Raw genomic sequence first — 15,958 nt, 5'->3', positions numbered from 1 at the left:
CGTCTTCCTTTTGTTTTGCCTAAACCAGGCGTTTGCGCTGATTGGATGGCGGGATCAACAAGGATTCACGGTACTTTGCGATCGTGCGTCTCGCCACCATAATACCCTGTTCGGCCAGCAAATCCGCGATCTTGCTATCACTTAGCGGCTTGGCGGGATTCTCCGCCGTGACCAGCTTCTTGATAAGCGCGCGAATTGCGGTCGATGAGCACTCTCCTCCTCCCTCCGTGTTGACATGACTGGAGAAAAAAAACTTCAGTTCGAAGATGCCGCGCGGTGTATGCATGTACTTCTGGGTCGTGACCCGCGAGATGGTCGACTCGTGCATCTCCACCGCTTCGGCGATGTCGTTGAGCACCATGGGTTTCATGGCCTCTTCACCGTATTCGAAAAAGCCCTGCTGCTGCTCGACGATACAGCTGGCCACCTTGAGCAGGGTGTCGTTGCGGCTCTCCAGGCTCTTGATGAACCACTTGGCTTCCTGCAGGTGGGAACGGATGAACTGGGTATCCTGGCTGGTGCGCGCCTGACGGGCCATGGCGGCATAGGTCTCGTTGACCCGGATGCGCGGGGCCGAGTCCGGATTGAGCTCGACCACCCACTTGTTGCCCTTCTTGACCACGGAAACATCCGGGATCACGTACTGGGATTCGCTCTGGATGACGCCGTTGCCGGGTCTCGGCTCCAGCTGCTGGATCAAATCCAGCACCTCCTTGAGGTCGCTCTCCTTGAGCCGGGTCTTGCGCGCCAGAGTGCGGTAGTCGCGATTGCCGAGCAGGTCCATGTGCTCGAGGATCACCTCCTTGGCCTCGTTGAGCCAGGGCAGGTCCGGGGAGTATTGGCCCAGCTGGATCAGCAGGCACTCCTGCACCGAGCGGGCGGCAATGCCGACCGGATCGAAGTGCTGCACTCGCTTGAGCACCGCCTCCACTTCATCAAGCTCCACCTCGACATCCTCGCTGCTTACCGCAGTCTGGATATCTTCCAGCGACACCGTCAGGTAACCGGATTCGTCGATGGCGTCGATGATGGCGAGGGCAATGGCGGCATCCACGTCGCTGAACGGCGTCAGGCGCATCTGCCACAGCAGATAATCCTGCAGGTTTTCGGTGGTTTCGCCCTGATAGATGCTGTCTTCACCGTCGTGGATCGGGCCCGCACTCTGGGCCGTGCCGGCCGAGTAGACCTCTTCCCAGGTGGTATCTACCGGCAGTTCGTCCGGCATGTTGTCCTGAGACATGGCATCGCTGGAGTCGAGTTGGCTGGCATCGACCGGCTCTTCCGGGCTGGTCTCCTGCACATCATTTTCCTCTTGCTCCAGCAAGGGGTTGTTGTCGAGCGCTTGCTGAATTTCCTGCTGGAGTTCCAGAGTGGAGAGCTGGAGCAGACGAATCGCTTGTTGTAATTGCGGCGTCATGGTCAGGGACTGGCCGAGACGCAACTGTAATGTCGGCTTCATCTACGTCGGGATATCCTTATGTTCAGCGAGGCAGTCGTCACAGGAAATGAAGAGATGCCCCCTTACTATAGACTGAATTGATCGCCCAAATAGACGCGCTTGACCTGTTCGTCGGCCAGTATGTCGGCCGGTGCACCTTCGGCAATCATCTTGCCGTGGCTGACGATATAGGCCTTCTCACATACGTCCAGAGTCTCTCTGACGTTGTGGTCGGTGATCAAGACGCCCAGGCCTCTATCTTTGAGATGCTGGATGATCTTCTTGATGTCTATCACAGAAATGGGGTCGACCCCGGCAAAGGGTTCATCCAGCAGGATAAAACGCGGCTCGGCAGCCAGTGCCCGGGCGATCTCGACCCGGCGCCGCTCCCCGCCCGACAGGCTCTGACCCAGGCTGTCACGGATATGGGTGATGTTGAACTCTTCCAGCAGTTGCTGGACCTTGTCCTCCCGCTCTTCGCGACTCAGCCCCTTGCGGGTCTGCATGACCCCCATCAGGTTGTCGAACACCGACAGGCGACGGAAGATGGAGGCCTCCTGCGGCAGATAGCCGATACCGTTGCGGGCACGGATATGCATGGGCTGCAGGCTGATGTCCTGATCATCGATGGTGATGAGGCCGGCATCGCTCTGCACCAGCCCCACGATCATGTAGAAGGAGGTGGTTTTGCCGGCCCCGTTCGGCCCTAACAACCCGACGATCTGGCCGGTTCCCACTTCCAGGCTCACATCGCTCACTACCATGCGGCGCTTGTAACTTTTTTGCAGGCCGGCTGCTTTCAACACTGCCATGGTTTATTTTCCCTGCTTCTTCTGATCGGCCGGCTTGTCGAAATTCTCTACCTGATCCGGCAGGAACACCGTCTTGACCCGCTGGTTCGGGGTCTTGCTCTCGGCAATCATCTTCTGTTTGACGATGTCGTAACGGATCAGGTCGCCATTGACCTGGCTGTCTTCCTGCTTGAGCTGACCGTTGCCGGTGATGGTCACCAACCGGTTCTTCAGCTCATAGCGGATGCTGTTGCCATGGGCATTGACCGGCTTGCCGTTGTCCAGGATCTGGAAGAAGGTGGCAGGCTTGCCATAGGCCGTCATCACCTCGGCCCCCTTCTCGCCGGAGCGGATCACCACCACCTTGTCCGCCTTGATCTTGATGGTGCCCTGAGTGATGGTCACATCCTGCTCGAAGGTGATGCGGTTGTCCTGCATCTCGGCCACCTGCTTGACCGCATCCACATAGACCTTCTCGGCAAAGTCGGACTCTTTGGCGCTCACGGTGCCGCACAGCAGCAGGGCCGCGAGGGCCAGATTAGCGTTTTTCATTGAAATAGATGGCATGGCCCTGATCCAGTAATTCAAAATATTTGCGTTCCAGATGACCCTTCAGGCCGACGCCCTCGGTCTGGAAATCCTTACCCACTATGCTGACCTGCTGATTGCTTCTCACGTTCTGGGTCACCAGATCCAGCTCCAGATAGGGGGTATCCAGCGTGGAGATGAAAGAGGTGGGCAGCAAGCCGTCCAGATGCACCTTGTCCCGCAGGATCACGTTGTCATCGGTGTTGAGCACGCCGGTATCGGCGGTGACCTTCCACTCGGCCTCCCCCTGCTTGTCGAACATGTAGACCACTGGCTTGTCAAAAGTGGCCTGCTCGAGGATCTGGTAGTACTCCGCGTAGCGGGACTCCAGCCGCTCGGTGCGACGTCCCTCGACATCAAAGCGGGTCGTCACCAGATTTTTGGCGGTGAAGTCCGGCTGATAATTCTCCACCTTGGTGGTCGGCTCCGGCGCCAGTTCGATGTCGCCGAGCTGCCAGGCGGCCAGCGCAACCAGGAACAGCAGGGCGAACAACAGGGTCTGTCTGCTCATACCGAGGCCTCTGGCTGATAGTCACCCAGCCCCTGGGCCTGCAAAATGAGATCGCACACCTCGCGCACCGCGCCCACACCGCCGGCCAGTCGGGTCACCATGTCAGCCCGCGCCAGCACCAGCGGATGGGCATCGGCCACGGCGATGCCGAGGCCACAGGCCTGCATCACCGGCAGATCGATGGTGTCATCGCCGATATAGGCCGCCTGCTCGGGGGTCAGTGCCAGCTTGGCCAGCAGCGCTTCGAAGTGGGGCAGCTTCTGATCTGCCCCCTGTACCAGGTGCTGCACCCCCAGGCTCTTCATCCGATCGCTGACGATGCGGGAGTTGCGCCCGGTGATGATGGCAATCTCGATCCCGGCGTTGAGCAGCGCCCGCATGCCGGCACCGTCGCGGGTACAGAAGGTCTTCAACTCTTCGCCGTCATTTCCCATGTAGATGAGGCCGTTGGAGAGCACCCCGTCCACATCGCACACCAGCAGGCGGATCTGCGCCGCCTTCTCAAACTGGCTGCGCGTCACCGGACCATAGAGGGTCGGTACGTTTTGCATCAAATTACTCCGGCTTTCAGCAGGTCGTGCATGTTGAAGGCACCCAGCGGGCGCTTGTCGCCATCCACAACCAGTAATCCATTGATCTTTCTGGTTTCCATCAGTTTGACAGCCTCGGCTGCCATCATCTCAGGTCCCACGGTAACACAGTTGACCGTCATCACGCGGCTGATCGGGGTGTGGTGGATATCCACCTGCAAATCCAGAATGCGGCGCAGGTCGCCATCGGTGAACAGGCCGGCCAGGCGGCCATCGGCATCGGCCACGGCCGTCATGCCGAGCCCCTTGCGGCTCACTTCCAGCAGTGCCTGGCTGATGGTGGCATCTATCCCCACCTGGGGCAACAGCTCACCGCTGTGCATCAGATCGCCGACCCGCAGCAGCAATCGCTTGCCAAGGGAGCCACCCGGGTGAGAGAGGGCGAAATCATCGGCGGTAAAGCCGCGGGCTTCCAGCAGGGCCACCGCCAGCGCATCGCCCATCACCAGGGTCGCGGTGGTACTGGACGTGGGCGCCAGCCCCAGCGGGCAGGCTTCTTTCTCTACCTTGATGCACAGATGCACGTTGGCTTCTTTCGCCATGGTGGAGACCGGGTTGCCGGTCATGCAGATGAGCGGGATACCGCGGCGCTTAAGCACCGGCAACAGGGCCAGGATCTCGTCGCTCTCGCCGGAGTTGGAGATGGCGATGATGAGATCGCCGCCGGAAATCATCCCCAGATCGCCGTGGCTGGCTTCACCCGGATGGAGGAAGAAGGCGGGAGTGCCGGTGCTGGCCAGGGTGGCCGCAATCTTGCTTCCGACATGACCTGACTTGCCCATGCCGGTGACCACTATCTTGCCACTGCAGCACAGTATCATCTCGCACGCCTGATCGAAGGCATCGTTCAGGTACTGGTAGAGTCCATCAATCGCTTGTTTCTCGATGTCCAGCACGGTACGGGCGCTGCGACGAAAATCGAACAGTTCAGACACTTTTTCAGACTTTACAGACATAAAGGCACAGCTCCGGGCTGAAATTTGCTGCGGGATTATAAAAAAGTCTGTCGAGATAAGCGAATCGGATACTTCCCGACCTGAAAAGAGAGACAATTGGTTACAAAAAACTGTCGCGCGTCTGGACAGGCAGGCTGTTCAATAGTTGTTCCTTGCTGTTGCTTAGACCTAGACTAGCCCATAAAATTCGCTCTTCATTTACACCGGATGGACAATTGTTTGAACGATGACCTGATCACCATCTCCGACCTGACCTTCAGTCATGGAGATCGGCTGTTATACGACGGGATAAACCTGACCATTCCCCGTGGCAAGGTCACTGCGGTCATGGGCCCCAGCGGCATCGGCAAGACCACCTTGCTGCGGTTGATCGGCGGCCAGCTCAAGCCCGAATCCGGTCATATCCTGTTTGACGGGGAAGATATCCCCACTCTCTCCCGCTCGCGCCTGTACGAGGTACGCAAGCGGATGAGCATGCTGTTCCAGAGCGGCGCCCTGTTTACCGGCATGACGGTGTACGACAACGTGGCCTTCCCGCTGCGCGAGCACTCCGGCCTGCCCGAGGAGCTGATACACACCATCGTCATGATGAAGCTGCAGGCGGTGGGCCTGCGCGGCGCGGCAAGACTGATGCCGTCCGAGCTCTCCGGCGGCATGGCCCGGCGCGCGGCGCTGGCCCGTTCCATCGCGCTGGATCCGGACCTCATCATGTATGACGAGCCGTTCGTCGGCCAGGACCCCATCACCATGGCGGTGCTGGTGAAGCTCATCAAGGATATGAACGATGCCCTCGGCATCACCTCCGTCATCGTCACCCACGACGTGAAAGAGGTGCTGAGCATTGCCGACTACGCCTATATCATCGCCAACCGCAAGGTGGTGGCGCACGGCACGCCAGCACAGCTGCGCGAGGAGCACAATCCCGAGGTCGAGCAGTTCCTGAAAGGATTGCCCGACGGTCCTGTTCCGTTTCATTTTCCGGCAGGCGACCTGCTACAGGATCTCTGATGTTGACAAGCCAGGTAAGCAAACTGGGGCGAAGCGGGGTGCGGTTCATCAGCGCCATCGGCCGCGCCACCATCATGTTGTTTCACGCGTTGGCGGGCAAACCCGCACCGCGCAAGCACTTTCCGCTGCTGGTGCAGCAGTTGTATGTGGTCGGGGTGCAGTCGGTCGCCATCATTCTGGTGTCGGGCCTGTTCATCGGCATGGTGCTCTCGTTGCAGGGCTACAACGTACTGAAAGACTTCGGTGCCGAGCAGAGTCTGGGGCCGCTGGTCTCCCTCTCTCTGCTGCGGGAGCTGGGCCCCGTGGTGACCGCGCTGCTGTTTGCCGGCCGCGCCGGCTCGGCCCTCACCGCCGAGATCGGCCTGATGAAGGCCACCGAACAGCTCTCCAGCCTGGAGATGATGGCGGTGGATCCGCTGCGCCGGGTGGTCGCGCCGCGCTTCTGGGCCGGGGTCATCAGCATGCCGCTGCTGGCCTTCATGTTCAGCCTGATCGGCATCTTCGGCGGCAAGCTGGTCGGTGTGGACTGGCTGGGGGTGGATGAAGGCAGCTTCTGGTCCGCCATGCAGGCCTCCGTCGACTGGCAGGATGACATCATGCAGGGCGCCATCAAGAGCCTGATCTTTGCCCTGGTGGTCACCTGGATTGCGCTCTTTAACGGTTATGATGCCAAGCCGACCTCGGCCGGGATCAGTCAGGCCACGACCCGTACCGTGGTCCACTCCTCCCTGGCCGTGCTCGGCCTGGATTTTATACTCACCGCAGTCATGTTTGGATAAGGTAAAGATGAAGTTCAGCAAAGTAGAATTCCTGGTTGGCGCTTTCATGCTGGCCGGCATCGGTGCCATTCTGGCGTTGGCACTGCAAGTGGCAGGTTTGAGTTTCAAACCGGAAGGAGAAACCTATACCCTGCGCGCCCATTTCGATAATATCGGCGGCCTGAAAGTGCGCTCACCGGTCAAGGTGGGCGGCGTGGTGGTCGGTCGGGTCAGCGACATCACTCTGGACGCCAAGAGCCAGGTGCCGATCGTCTCTTTGCAGATGCAAAAGAGCGCCGGTGAGTTCTCCGAGACCAGTACCCTCTCCATCCTGACTTCGGGGCTGCTCGGCGAGCAGTACATAGGCCTGATGCCCGGCTTTACCGATGAGGAGATGGGCACCAGCATGCTCAAGGATGGCGACATGATTGAAGACACCAAATCCGCCATTGTGCTGGAAGACCTGATTGGCAAGTTCCTCTACAGCCAGTCTTCCGACACCAAATCAGACAGCAAGTAAGGAGTAACCATGTTCAAGAAGATCGCCCTGCTGCTGGGCCTGATGACCAGCATGCTGTTTTCCCTGACCGCGCAAGCCACTGATGCCACCGATCCCTATGCCCTGGTGGATCAGGCGGCCAAGCAGACCTTCGCCCGCCTGAAGGCCGATCAGGCCCAGGTGAAGAGCAATCCGGACCACCTGCGGGTAATCATTCGCGAAGAGCTGCTGCCCTACGTGGACAACCGCTTCGCCGCCTACAAGGTGCTTGGCAACCAGATCAAGCAGACCACCCCGGCCCAGCGTGACGCCTTCGTCGAGGTGTTCACCGAGTACATGGTGAGCTCCTACGCCGACGCCCTGGCCCATTTCGACAAGCAGACCGTCAAGGTCGAGCCCGGCAAGGCCGCCGGTGACAGCAACATCACCGCGGTCAACGTCAGCGTGAAAGAGGCCGGCAAGCCGGACATCTTCCTCGAGTTCAAGCTGCGCAAGAACAACAAGACCGGCGAATGGAAAGCCTTCGACATGGTCGCCGAAGGGATCAGCCTGCTCTCTGCCAAGCAGAACGAGCTGGGCGGCCTCATCCGCCAGAACGGCATCGATGCGGTGATCGCCCAGCTGCGCGCCCACAATGCCAAACCGCTGGTACTCAAGAAATGAGACTGAGCGGCGAGCTGCAGGCAGCCCAGGTCGTTGAGTTGTGGCAACGGCGGGCCGACTGGTGGCAGGAAGACCAGATCGAGCTCGGCGACGTCACCACTCTGGATTCGGCAGGGCTTGCCCTGCTGGTCAAATGGGCCAAAGCCGCTCTGGCACGAGGCGCCACACCGCAACTGGTGGGCGCCTCCACTGATTTTTATACCCTGGCCAACCTGTACGGGGTGGCCGGATTGTTTCAGTCAACTCCGCTCACAACTGAGGACGCATAATGCAAGTCTCTGAAATTGAAGCGATACTCCTCGAGGCTCTGCCATTGTCCGAAGTCCATGTCAAAGGGGACGGCAGTCACTACCAAGTGATCGCCGTCGGCGACATGTTTGACGGCATGAGCCGGGTCAAGAAGCAACAGGCCATCTATGCCCCGCTGATGGACAAGATCGCCAGCAACGCCATTCACGCACTCTCCATCAAGGCTTTTACCGATGCCGAGTGGAAACGCGAACGTAAATTCCTACTGCCCTCCTGATTTGGTATCAAACGTAAATGGACAAATTCAAGATCGATGGTCGTTGTACTCTCAACGGCGAAGTGACCATCTCTGGCGCCAAGAACGCCGCTCTGCCGATCCTGTTCGCCACCCTGCTGTGTGATGAGGAGATCCACCTCTCCAACGTGCCGCGTCTGAAAGACGTGGGCACCACCATCAAGCTGCTGGAGATGCTGGGCGCCACCACCAAGGTGAACGGCAACGTCACCGTGCTGACCGGCGCGGTGAACAACCATGTCGCCCCCTACGAGCTGGTGAAGACCATGCGCGCCTCCATCCTGGCGCTGGGCCCGCTGGCCGCCCGCTTTGGCGCGGCTGACGTCTCCCTGCCCGGCGGCTGCGCCATCGGTGCCCGTCCGGTCAACCTGCACGTGCACGGTCTGGAGCTGATGGGTGCCAAGATTGCCATCGAGGATGGTTACATCAAGGCTCGTGTCGATGGCCGCTTGAAGGGTGCTCACATCCTGATGGACATGGTCTCCGTCACCGGTACCGAGAACCTGATGATGGCCGCCACCCTGGCTGACGGCCGCACCGTGATCGAAAACGCCGCGCGCGAGCCGGAAGTGGTCGATCTGGCCAACTTCCTCAACGCGCTGGGCGCCAAGATCCAGGGCGCGGGCACCGACACCCTGACCATCGACGGTGTCGAGCGTCTGCATGGCGGCAGCTACAGCGTCCAGCCCGACCGTATCGAAACCGGTACCTTCCTGGTAGGCGCAGCGGTCACCGGCGGCAAGATCACCTGCCGCAAGACCGATCCGACCCTGCTGGAAGCGGTACTGGTCAAGCTGGAAGAGGCTGGCGCCCTGATTGAGAAGGGGGAAGACTGGATCACCCTCGACATGACCGGCCGTACCCTCAAGCCGGTCACCATCAAGACCGCCCCCTACCCGGCCTTCCCGACCGACATGCAGGCCCAGTTCACCGTGCTGAACGCGGTGGCCAAAGGCACCGGCATGGTCACCGAGACCATCTTCGAGAACCGCTTCATGCACGTGCCCGAGCTGGTCCGGATGGGCGCCGACATCGAACTGCAGGGCAATGTGGCCATCTGCCGCGACACCCAGCAGCTCAAGGGTGCCCAGGTGATGGCGACCGACCTGCGCGCCTCCGCCAGTCTGGTGCTGGCCGGCTTCGTCGCCGAAGGCTCCACCATCGTCGATCGCATCTACCACATCGACCGTGGCTACGAAGACATCGAGCACAAGCTGCAAGGCCTTGGCGGCCGTATCGAGCGCATCAAGGGCTGATTGCCGCCCCTGAGCACGCCGATACAAAAAGGCCCCTCGCACTGCGAGGGGCCTTTTTCATGGCTGCAATCCGCTGATGCCGGGATCAGTGGCCGGCCAGCTTCATGCTCTCGACCAGCACCGAGCCGGTCTTGAGGCTGGAGCGCTCATCTTCGTCGCTACCCACTGCCACGATATGGCTGAACATCTCGGCCAGATTGCCGGCGATGGTGATCTCTTCAACCGGATAGGCTATCTCGCCATTCTCCACCCAGAAACCGGCAGCGCCGCGGGAGTAATCGCCATTGACGATGTTGACCCCCTGCCCCATCAGTTCGGTCACCAGCAGGCCGGTGCCCATCTCCTTGAGCATGCCATTGAAATCCTGGCCGGTGCTGGAAACCTGCCAGTTGTGGATGCCGCCGGCGTGGCCCGTGGTGGTGAGCCCCAGCTTGCGGGCGGAGTAGGAGGTAAGCAGCCAGCTCATCAGCTCGCCATTGCGCACTATGTCCATGTCGCGGGTCAGCACGCCTTCGCCATCGAACGGAGTACTGGCTAGCCCCCCCAGCAGATGGGGGAACTCCTGAATGGTGAGCCACTCGGGCAGGATCTGCTTGCCCAGCTTGTCCAACAGAAAGCTCGACTTGCGGTAGAGATTGCCACCGCTGATGGCCATCACCAGATGACCCCACAGACCGGCCGCCGTATCGGGATGGAACAGCACGGGAGCGTGGCGAGTGCTGATCTTGCGGGCACCTAGGCGAGAGAGAGTGCGCTCCACCGCCTCGTCGGCGATGCGCTGCGGGCTCCAGAGCCCGTCCAGGGTACGGCTGGAGGAGTAGCCGTAATCGCGCTGCATGTCGCCGTCCTGCTCGCCGATCAGCACGCAGCTCAGGGAGTTGCGCGATGCCGCGTAGCCTTTGACGAAGCCATGGCTGTTGCCATACACCTTGATGCCGAGGTGACTGGAGAAACCGGCGCCGTCGGAGTGCTTGATGCGGGCATCGCGGCCCAGCGCCAGTCGTTCACACTCGATGGCCAGTTCGATGCCGCGCTGCGGATCCAGCTCGATCGGATGACACAGTTGCAGATCCGGGGCATCCCAGGCCAGCAACTCGGCGTCCGCCAGACCAGCACAGGCATCCGGCGAGGTGTGCCGGGCAATCTCCATGGCCGCTTCGACGGCGGCACGAATGGCCGACGGGCTCAGGTCCGTGGTGGAGGAAGAACCCTTGCAGCCATCGCGATAGACGGCGATGCCGAGCGCCCCGTCCTTGTTGAATTCGATGCTTTCCAGTTCACAACCCCGGGTGTTCACCGATAGCCCGGTCTGCTTGCTGATGGAGACTTCGGCAAGCCCGGCACCCAGTCCCTTGGCAATCTCCAGGGCCTCGGCAACTACGGCTTCAAGATGGGCTTGATCCTGGCGGATTTGGTCTTGCTGATCCATAACTCACATCTGTATGAAGGAAGGAAAGGGGCTAAGCATATCAGACCCCTGCGCCCAGCGGGAGAAGCTGGTAACATATCCACCAAACGTGAATGACAGGAATCAAGAGACCGATGAGTCAATATCAAGACGACAACGAGTGGGAAGACTGGGGCCCCAGCAAAAGCCAGCTCAAGCGCGATGCCGAAGCCTTGCAGAAGATGGGGGAGGAGATAGTCTCCCTCAGCCACAGCGAGCTGGAGAAGATCCCGCTGGATGAAGAGCTGGCCGAAGCGGTCGAGCTGGGCCGCAAGCTCAAGCCGAAGAAAGACGAGTCTTTCCGTCGCCACCTGCAGTTCATCGGCCGATTGATGCGCAGCCGCGATGTGGAGCCCATCGTCGAGGCGCTCTCCATCATCAAGAATCGCCACTCCACCGTGAACGCCCGCCTGCACCGGCTGGAACAGTGGCGTGAGCGGCTGATCAATGAAGGTGACAGCGCCCTCAACGAGCTGATGTCCCAGTTCCACGAACTGGACCGCCAGAAGCTGCGCCAGCTGATCCGTACCGCCAACAAGGAGCGGGAGCTGAACAAGCCGCCGGTGGCCTATCGCGAGATGTACCAGTACCTGCGCGGCGAGATCGAAGATCTGCTGTAAGTGATGACTCACCTTCGCCGACCGGCGATGAACAGTACGAAATAAAACGGGGCCTATATGGCCCCGTTTTCGTGTCGCCGCAGCTGTCAGCTGCCCGCCATGCACTGGGTATGAGTGCCTGGCTGCAGATACGGCATCAGCAGCGGGGCCATTCCCTTGAGCACCTGCACCGGCAGGGCCGAGGTGAAGCGGAACTTGTCGGACTGGCTACCCGGCACATAGGCCGTCAGGGTGCCGAAGTGATCCTCTCCCAGATAAAAGACGAAGGTGGCGGTCCGGTTGCGAGCCAGCGAGCTGGTCACGTTGCCGTAGCGGCCGACCGTTTCAATCCGGTTGTCGCCCGTCCCCGTCTTGCCCCCCATCTGCAGCACGGTACCGTCCGGCAGGGCAAAGGCACCGGCAATGCGTCTGGCCGTGCCCCCTTCCACCACCTTCGACAGCGCGTTGCGCAGTGCGGTAGCCACCTCGACCGGCAGCACCCGGGTCCCCTCGGTCTGCGCTGGTTGGAACTCGGTTTCGAACGGCGTGCCCTTGGCAAACGACAAATGCTCGATGCGTAGGGTCGGCGCACGAATGCCGCCGTTCTGGATGATCCCCATCAGCTCGGCCAGCGCAGCAGGGCGGTCGCCCGAGCTACCCAGAGCCGTTGCCAGCGACGGCACCAGGTGATCGAACGGGTAGCCCAGTCTGGCCCAGCGTTGATGGATATCGAGGAAGGCCTCGACCTCCAGCATGGTGCGGATCCGGCTGTCGCGGGCGCTGCGGTGGCGGGTCTTGAACAGCCAGCTGTAGACCTCTTGCCGCTCGTCCCGGCTCGCCTCGACGGCATCGGCGAAAGTCGCCTTGTCGAACTCCTTGAGATAGGAGAGCAGCCACAGCTCCAGCGGGTGCACCCGAGCGATATAGCCTTGATCCGGCAGCGAATACTTGCCGGGACCATAGCTGGTATAGAGCTGCTCGATACGACGATCGCTCAGCTTCTCCCGCGGCAGACGCTTCGCCAGGAAGGCAGCGAAGGTCTCCTGCGACGCATCCGGCATCAGGTAGCGGTGTACGGCGGCCAGGCGCACGGCGCTGGGCTTGAGACCATCCAGGAAGGTATCGAGCTGTTCATCCGCAGTCTTGCCACGGTATTTGCGCCAGAAGCGCAGCAGATAGGTCTGCCCCTCTTTATCCGCAAACTTGGCCAGATACTCGGTACGACGCGGATCCTTGTCATCCTTGAGCAGCTGGGCACGGTTGCCCTCCCGGTAGAGGCTGTAGCGAACGATGTCGCGCATCAGACGCACGAAGGGCAGGTTGATGGACTCGCGCAGCGCGTCGCGAATGGCCGGGATGCGGCCATTGTCCTCACGCCGGAAGTTGTTGAAGGTGTGCATGCCACCGCCGGTGAAGAATCCCTCGTTCGGGCTGGCGGAGTATTTGCGATCGAGCGCGGCCTCCAGCATGGGGGGCAGGCTCTTGTCCTTGGCGGTCATCAGGTAGGAGACGGCCCAGCGACTGATGTTGTCCTGCTCCGATACCTCTATCTTGCGCAGGCTCTCGGCCGACATGTCCGCGTAGTTGTCGTGCAGCTCGGAGACGATCTCCAGGTAAGTGGTCAGCACCCGCAGCTTGGCGGTTGATCCCAGTTCCAGCTTGCTGCCCTCGTTGATGTCAAACGGCTGATCCGTGTTGTCGGTCTGCACCCGCACCTTGAAGCCCTGCGGGGATTTTTCGAACAGTGTGAAGCTGTACTTCACGTCTCCCGTCTTCTCCGGCGAGAGCAGGCGCTCACCAAACAACCCGACCTGAGCTGCAAACGTAGGATCGGCCAGCTGCTGCAGGTAGCGAGAAACCTCGTTTTGCAGCGGCATGTTGAGGCTGGTATCGGCCGTCAGATCGAGTCGGTCCAGATCGTAGAGCTGCACCCCGAGCTGACGGCTCAGACGGGTGCGGGCAACTTGCAGGCCCTTGTTGTTGTTGACCTTGGTCACCGCCGGGGACTGCAGGAAATCACGGAATGAAATTTTGGCTTTCAGCGCAGCTTCCATCAGCGGCGGCGTGATCATCCCCTCCTGCACGAACAGCCGCAGATAGCTGTCGGTCAGGGTCGCCAGTGCATCACGCCCCTGCGCCAGATAGTAGGAGGGTCGGCGATGGGCAATCATCAGCGAGACCACCTGGCGCAGCGCCAGTCCCTGCTCCGCCAGCGAAGCATCCTGGTTGCGCGCAGGGTCCAGCAGCCGGTTTACCTCGTCCACATTGGCACCAAACCATACCCAGAGACCATCCCCCAGGCCGTGCACCTCCCCATAGCCGGGAGCCGCAGAGAGCGGGACCGAGTTGAGATAGGCCCAGGCGACCAGCTTACGCGCCTCCAGCGTCTTGGGTCCCAACCGGTAGGCCCGCACACTGGCGGACGCCATCTGACGGATCTTCTCGGTGGGTGACAGCGTCAGGCCATCCGGCGAGTGGCGATACTTCTCGACCTGAGTCGCCAGCGTGCTGCCACCGGCCGACTGATCCTGCATATCGAGCGCCTTGCCGACCTGCGACATGGCTGCCTTGGCAAAACGGGGCCAATCCACGGCCGGGTTGGCCAGCGGCTGCTCATTGCTGAGCAGGTCGCGGTTCTCGATGAACAGGAGCGACTGGATCACCAGCGGCGGGATGGAGGCAAAATCCGGGTAATAGTGGGTCGGATACTTGAACTGATAGAAGGGTTCCGCCCGACAGTCATGCAAGGTCAGGCCGGCTTGCACCTTCTCGGTATAAGGCACGAAAAAACCGCGACTGGCATAGTCATACAAGGCGTCGGAGAAATGTACCTGCTCGCTGACCTGATAACCCCGTTGCAGCAAGCGCTCCTGCATCATGGGCAGCAGCACATAGCCGAGCCGCTTGTCGAAGGGACCGTCTTCGGGGAAAGCAATCTGCTTGCTGGGGCCCGGTTCGACCTGATAAGTCAGCTTGGCCGCATAGCGGGAGATCTCCTGCGACTGCAGGCGGGAAGTCTGCATCTCATAACCGACCAGAGCAATCACCGCAGCCAGGCACAGCAAAAAGAAAAAGCAGAACAACCAGCGCCACCAGGAACGACGCTTGCGCTTGTACTTGCCGTCCGCGCTTGGGACAGATGAATCCTGAGATGCCACTTTGTTCAAATCCGTCTGTTCTGATGCGCCCATATCAGCCCCACCATGGTTGCGCAATTTATTGTGTTTCACTCAAGCTTAGTCGTTTCAAGTCAATGGCTTGAAAACTATTGACCGCTTTGTAGTGATGGTAACAGGGCGATCATAAAAAGGGGAGCCGATTGTTGCAGCGCGGTGAGAGATCCGAGCTGATGACAGAAAGCAAAACACCGGCCCTATGGCCGGTGTTTTGAGAAGACAGTGAGCAGGCTTATTTGCTGGAGCTCATTGCCTTGAGCTTGGTGCTCAGCTCTTTACGCTCTTTGGACAGCTCGGCATTCTTGATGATGTGGTCGTCCACACGCTCTTCATAATCAGCCCGCATGTTGGCGATGATGGCTTGCACCTCATCGATGCTCATGCCTGGTTTGATGTAATCACTCAGGTTGTCGAGCAGCAGCACCCGCTTCTGGTTGTCACGGACCTTCTTCTCGTTGTCCGCAATTTCACGCTTGAGTTTGTTCTGACGACGGGACATACGCACATATTCCAGTACATCGCTGAAGGTGGACTTGTTTACTTGTTCCATATCGATACCACTGACGTAAGGTTGATAAAAGCAGGCCAAGTTGCATCCGTACTAAAGAAACCAGCATGAGAGAGTACGGGCCAACCCAAGATGCCTTTACTCTACCGAGTTATGAGGCAGATACAACCCTAATTGCAGGCCTGACGCCGGGTTTCGGCACGAGAGAGCCGAGTGAACAACAGGGTGGAAAGCAGTGCAGACTCTCCATCCAAAGGCGCATATCAGGGGTGAGATAAGACGAATTTCAGGCAATAAAAAACCCCGCTCAAATGAGCGGGGTTTCTCGTGTTGGGTGCCTGGCAGTGTCCTACTCTCGCATGGCGAATGCCACACTACCATCGGCGCTACCGCGTTTCACTTCTGAGTTCGGCATGGGTTCAGGTGGTTCCACGACGCTATGGCCGCCAGGCAAATTCTTCAATCTAAGAAAGCTGATTTTGTTGTTCGTTCTCGGTATCTGCTACAAGCCTTAGAACACTTCTTGGGTGTTGTATGGTTAAGCCTCACGGGTAATTAGTATGGGTTAGCTCAACACGTCGCCGCGCTTACACACCCCACCTATCAACGTTGTGGTCTCCAACGGC

General features: G+C 59.9%; 17 protein-coding genes and 2 rRNA genes. 8 read left to right on the top strand and 11 right to left on the bottom strand.

Annotated features, from left to right (window positions below; translation table 11 throughout):
• Nucleotides 1–19 precede the first annotated feature (19 nt).
• The 6 genes from ACB032_RS09425 to ACB032_RS09400 all read right to left on the bottom strand — a co-directional run bounded on the left by ACB032_RS09425 (nt 20) and on the right by ACB032_RS09400 (nt 4,874).
• A complete protein-coding gene (locus tag ACB032_RS09425; RefSeq protein WP_011707612.1) occupies nt 20–1,459 on the bottom strand; it encodes an RNA polymerase factor sigma-54 in 1,440 nt (479 codons plus the stop codon).
• A gap of 65 nt (nt 1,460–1,524) precedes the next feature.
• A complete protein-coding gene (gene lptB, locus ACB032_RS09420; RefSeq protein ID WP_011707613.1) occupies nt 1,525–2,250 on the bottom strand; it encodes an LPS export ABC transporter ATP-binding protein in 726 nt (241 codons plus the stop codon).
• A 3-nt stretch (nt 2,251–2,253) separates the two neighbouring features.
• Entirely contained in the window at nt 2,254–2,781 is a 528-nt protein-coding gene (gene lptA / locus ACB032_RS09415) for a lipopolysaccharide transport periplasmic protein LptA (protein ID WP_016352198.1), read from the bottom strand.
• Nucleotides 2,768–3,328, bottom strand: coding sequence for an LPS export ABC transporter periplasmic protein LptC (lptC, locus tag ACB032_RS09410; RefSeq protein ID WP_011707615.1), 561 nt, complete (start codon nt 3,326–3,328; stop codon nt 2,768–2,770). Before lptC ends, lptA begins: the two co-directional genes overlap by 14 nt.
• Entirely contained in the window at nt 3,325–3,879 is a 555-nt protein-coding gene (gene kdsC, locus ACB032_RS09405; protein WP_017409370.1) for a 3-deoxy-manno-octulosonate-8-phosphatase KdsC, read from the bottom strand. The genes lptC and kdsC overlap by 4 nt, the downstream gene beginning before the upstream one ends.
• On the bottom strand, nt 3,879–4,874 hold the full coding sequence (locus ACB032_RS09400) for a KpsF/GutQ family sugar-phosphate isomerase (RefSeq protein WP_371137834.1): 996 nt from the start codon (nt 4,872–4,874) through the stop codon (nt 3,879–3,881). Before ACB032_RS09400 ends, kdsC begins: the two co-directional genes overlap by 1 nt.
• A gap of 207 nt (nt 4,875–5,081) precedes the next feature.
• On the opposite strand from ACB032_RS09400, the gene mlaF reads away from it, so the two are divergent.
• The 7 genes from mlaF to murA are packed head-to-tail and all read left to right on the top strand — an operon-like array spanning nt 5,082 to nt 9,602.
• Nucleotides 5,082–5,882, top strand: a complete 801-nt coding sequence (mlaF, locus tag ACB032_RS09395; RefSeq protein WP_011707618.1) for a phospholipid ABC transporter ATP-binding protein MlaF — start codon at nt 5,082–5,084, stop codon at nt 5,880–5,882.
• Nucleotides 5,882–6,661, top strand: coding sequence for a lipid asymmetry maintenance ABC transporter permease subunit MlaE (gene mlaE, locus ACB032_RS09390; protein ID WP_011707619.1), 780 nt, complete (start codon nt 5,882–5,884; stop codon nt 6,659–6,661). Before mlaF ends, mlaE begins: the two co-directional genes overlap by 1 nt.
• 7 nt (nt 6,662–6,668) lie before the next feature.
• Nucleotides 6,669–7,160, top strand: a complete 492-nt coding sequence (gene mlaD, locus ACB032_RS09385) for an outer membrane lipid asymmetry maintenance protein MlaD (RefSeq protein ID WP_011707620.1) — start codon at nt 6,669–6,671, stop codon at nt 7,158–7,160.
• Between the two features lie 9 nt (nt 7,161–7,169).
• On the top strand, nt 7,170–7,802 hold the full coding sequence (mlaC, locus tag ACB032_RS09380) for a phospholipid-binding protein MlaC (RefSeq protein WP_011707621.1): 633 nt from the start codon (nt 7,170–7,172) through the stop codon (nt 7,800–7,802).
• Nucleotides 7,799–8,071, top strand: coding sequence for a lipid asymmetry maintenance protein MlaB (locus ACB032_RS09375; RefSeq protein ID WP_016352203.1), 273 nt, complete (start codon nt 7,799–7,801; stop codon nt 8,069–8,071). The genes mlaC and ACB032_RS09375 overlap by 4 nt, the downstream gene beginning before the upstream one ends.
• On the top strand, nt 8,071–8,328 hold the full coding sequence (ibaG, locus tag ACB032_RS09370; RefSeq protein WP_005306001.1) for a BolA family iron metabolism protein IbaG: 258 nt from the start codon (nt 8,071–8,073) through the stop codon (nt 8,326–8,328). The genes ACB032_RS09375 and ibaG overlap by 1 nt, the downstream gene beginning before the upstream one ends.
• Before the next feature lie 17 nt (nt 8,329–8,345).
• On the top strand, nt 8,346–9,602 hold the full coding sequence (gene murA, locus ACB032_RS09365) for a UDP-N-acetylglucosamine 1-carboxyvinyltransferase (protein ID WP_011707623.1): 1,257 nt from the start codon (nt 8,346–8,348) through the stop codon (nt 9,600–9,602).
• 85 nt (nt 9,603–9,687) lie between these two features.
• Here the strand turns inward: murA and pmbA are convergent, their stop codons facing one another.
• Nucleotides 9,688–11,031 (bottom strand): metalloprotease PmbA, encoded by a 1,344-nt coding sequence (gene pmbA, locus ACB032_RS09360; protein WP_135318854.1) that lies wholly within the window; start codon nt 11,029–11,031, stop codon nt 9,688–9,690.
• A 113-nt stretch (nt 11,032–11,144) separates the two neighbouring features.
• Here pmbA and yjgA point away from each other — a divergent pair, with 113 nt between their 5' ends.
• On the top strand, nt 11,145–11,669 hold the full coding sequence (gene yjgA / locus ACB032_RS09355) for a ribosome biogenesis factor YjgA (protein ID WP_010635921.1): 525 nt from the start codon (nt 11,145–11,147) through the stop codon (nt 11,667–11,669).
• A gap of 86 nt (nt 11,670–11,755) precedes the next feature.
• Here the strand turns inward: yjgA and ACB032_RS09350 are convergent, their stop codons facing one another.
• The 4 genes from ACB032_RS09350 to ACB032_RS09335 all read right to left on the bottom strand — a co-directional run.
• Nucleotides 11,756–14,839 (bottom strand): transglycosylase domain-containing protein, encoded by a 3,084-nt coding sequence (locus tag ACB032_RS09350; protein ID WP_011707626.1) that lies wholly within the window; start codon nt 14,837–14,839, stop codon nt 11,756–11,758.
• 217 nt (nt 14,840–15,056) lie between these two features.
• A complete protein-coding gene (gene tmaR / locus ACB032_RS09345; RefSeq protein WP_016352207.1) occupies nt 15,057–15,374 on the bottom strand; it encodes a PTS system regulator TmaR in 318 nt (105 codons plus the stop codon).
• A gap of 294 nt (nt 15,375–15,668) precedes the next feature.
• A 5S ribosomal RNA gene (rrf, locus tag ACB032_RS09340) occupies nt 15,669–15,783 on the bottom strand.
• An 83-nt stretch (nt 15,784–15,866) separates the two neighbouring features.
• Nucleotides 15,867–15,958, bottom strand: a 23S ribosomal RNA gene (locus ACB032_RS09335); the annotation flags it as partial.

This window comes from Aeromonas sp. S5(2024) (assembly GCF_041403025.1).
Lineage (GTDB): Bacteria > Pseudomonadota > Gammaproteobacteria > Enterobacterales > Aeromonadaceae > Aeromonas > Aeromonas hydrophila.
Note: the sequence above shows the minus strand (reverse complement) of the source record. Positions and strands in the feature narration are given on the sequence as shown.

Excerpts from the sequence above, each read along its gene's own strand:
- ACB032_RS09425 (WP_011707612.1), bottom strand. The coding sequence starts at position 1,459 with ATGAAGCCGACATTACAGTTGCGTCTCGGCCAGTCCCTGACCATGACG.
- lptB (WP_011707613.1), bottom strand. The coding sequence starts at position 2,250 with ATGGCAGTGTTGAAAGCAGCCGGCCTGCAAAAAAGTTACAAGCGCCGC.
- lptA (WP_016352198.1), bottom strand. The coding sequence starts at position 2,781 with ATGAAAAACGCTAATCTGGCCCTCGCGGCCCTGCTGCTGTGCGGCACC.
- lptC (WP_011707615.1), bottom strand. The coding sequence starts at position 3,328 with ATGAGCAGACAGACCCTGTTGTTCGCCCTGCTGTTCCTGGTTGCGCTG.
- kdsC (WP_017409370.1), bottom strand. The coding sequence starts at position 3,879 with ATGCAAAACGTACCGACCCTCTATGGTCCGGTGACGCGCAGCCAGTTT.
- ACB032_RS09400 (WP_371137834.1), bottom strand. The coding sequence starts at position 4,874 with ATGTCTGTAAAGTCTGAAAAAGTGTCTGAACTGTTCGATTTTCGTCGC.
- mlaF (WP_011707618.1), top strand. The coding sequence starts at position 5,082 with ATGGACAATTGTTTGAACGATGACCTGATCACCATCTCCGACCTGACC.
- mlaE (WP_011707619.1), top strand. The coding sequence starts at position 5,882 with ATGTTGACAAGCCAGGTAAGCAAACTGGGGCGAAGCGGGGTGCGGTTC.
- mlaD (WP_011707620.1), top strand. The coding sequence starts at position 6,669 with ATGAAGTTCAGCAAAGTAGAATTCCTGGTTGGCGCTTTCATGCTGGCC.
- mlaC (WP_011707621.1), top strand. The coding sequence starts at position 7,170 with ATGTTCAAGAAGATCGCCCTGCTGCTGGGCCTGATGACCAGCATGCTG.
- ACB032_RS09375 (WP_016352203.1), top strand. The coding sequence starts at position 7,799 with ATGAGACTGAGCGGCGAGCTGCAGGCAGCCCAGGTCGTTGAGTTGTGG.
- ibaG (WP_005306001.1), top strand. The coding sequence starts at position 8,071 with ATGCAAGTCTCTGAAATTGAAGCGATACTCCTCGAGGCTCTGCCATTG.
- murA (WP_011707623.1), top strand. The coding sequence starts at position 8,346 with ATGGACAAATTCAAGATCGATGGTCGTTGTACTCTCAACGGCGAAGTG.
- pmbA (WP_135318854.1), bottom strand. The coding sequence starts at position 11,031 with ATGGATCAGCAAGACCAAATCCGCCAGGATCAAGCCCATCTTGAAGCC.
- yjgA (WP_010635921.1), top strand. The coding sequence starts at position 11,145 with ATGAGTCAATATCAAGACGACAACGAGTGGGAAGACTGGGGCCCCAGC.
- ACB032_RS09350 (WP_011707626.1), bottom strand. The coding sequence starts at position 14,839 with ATGGGCGCATCAGAACAGACGGATTTGAACAAAGTGGCATCTCAGGAT.
- tmaR (WP_016352207.1), bottom strand. The coding sequence starts at position 15,374 with ATGGAACAAGTAAACAAGTCCACCTTCAGCGATGTACTGGAATATGTG.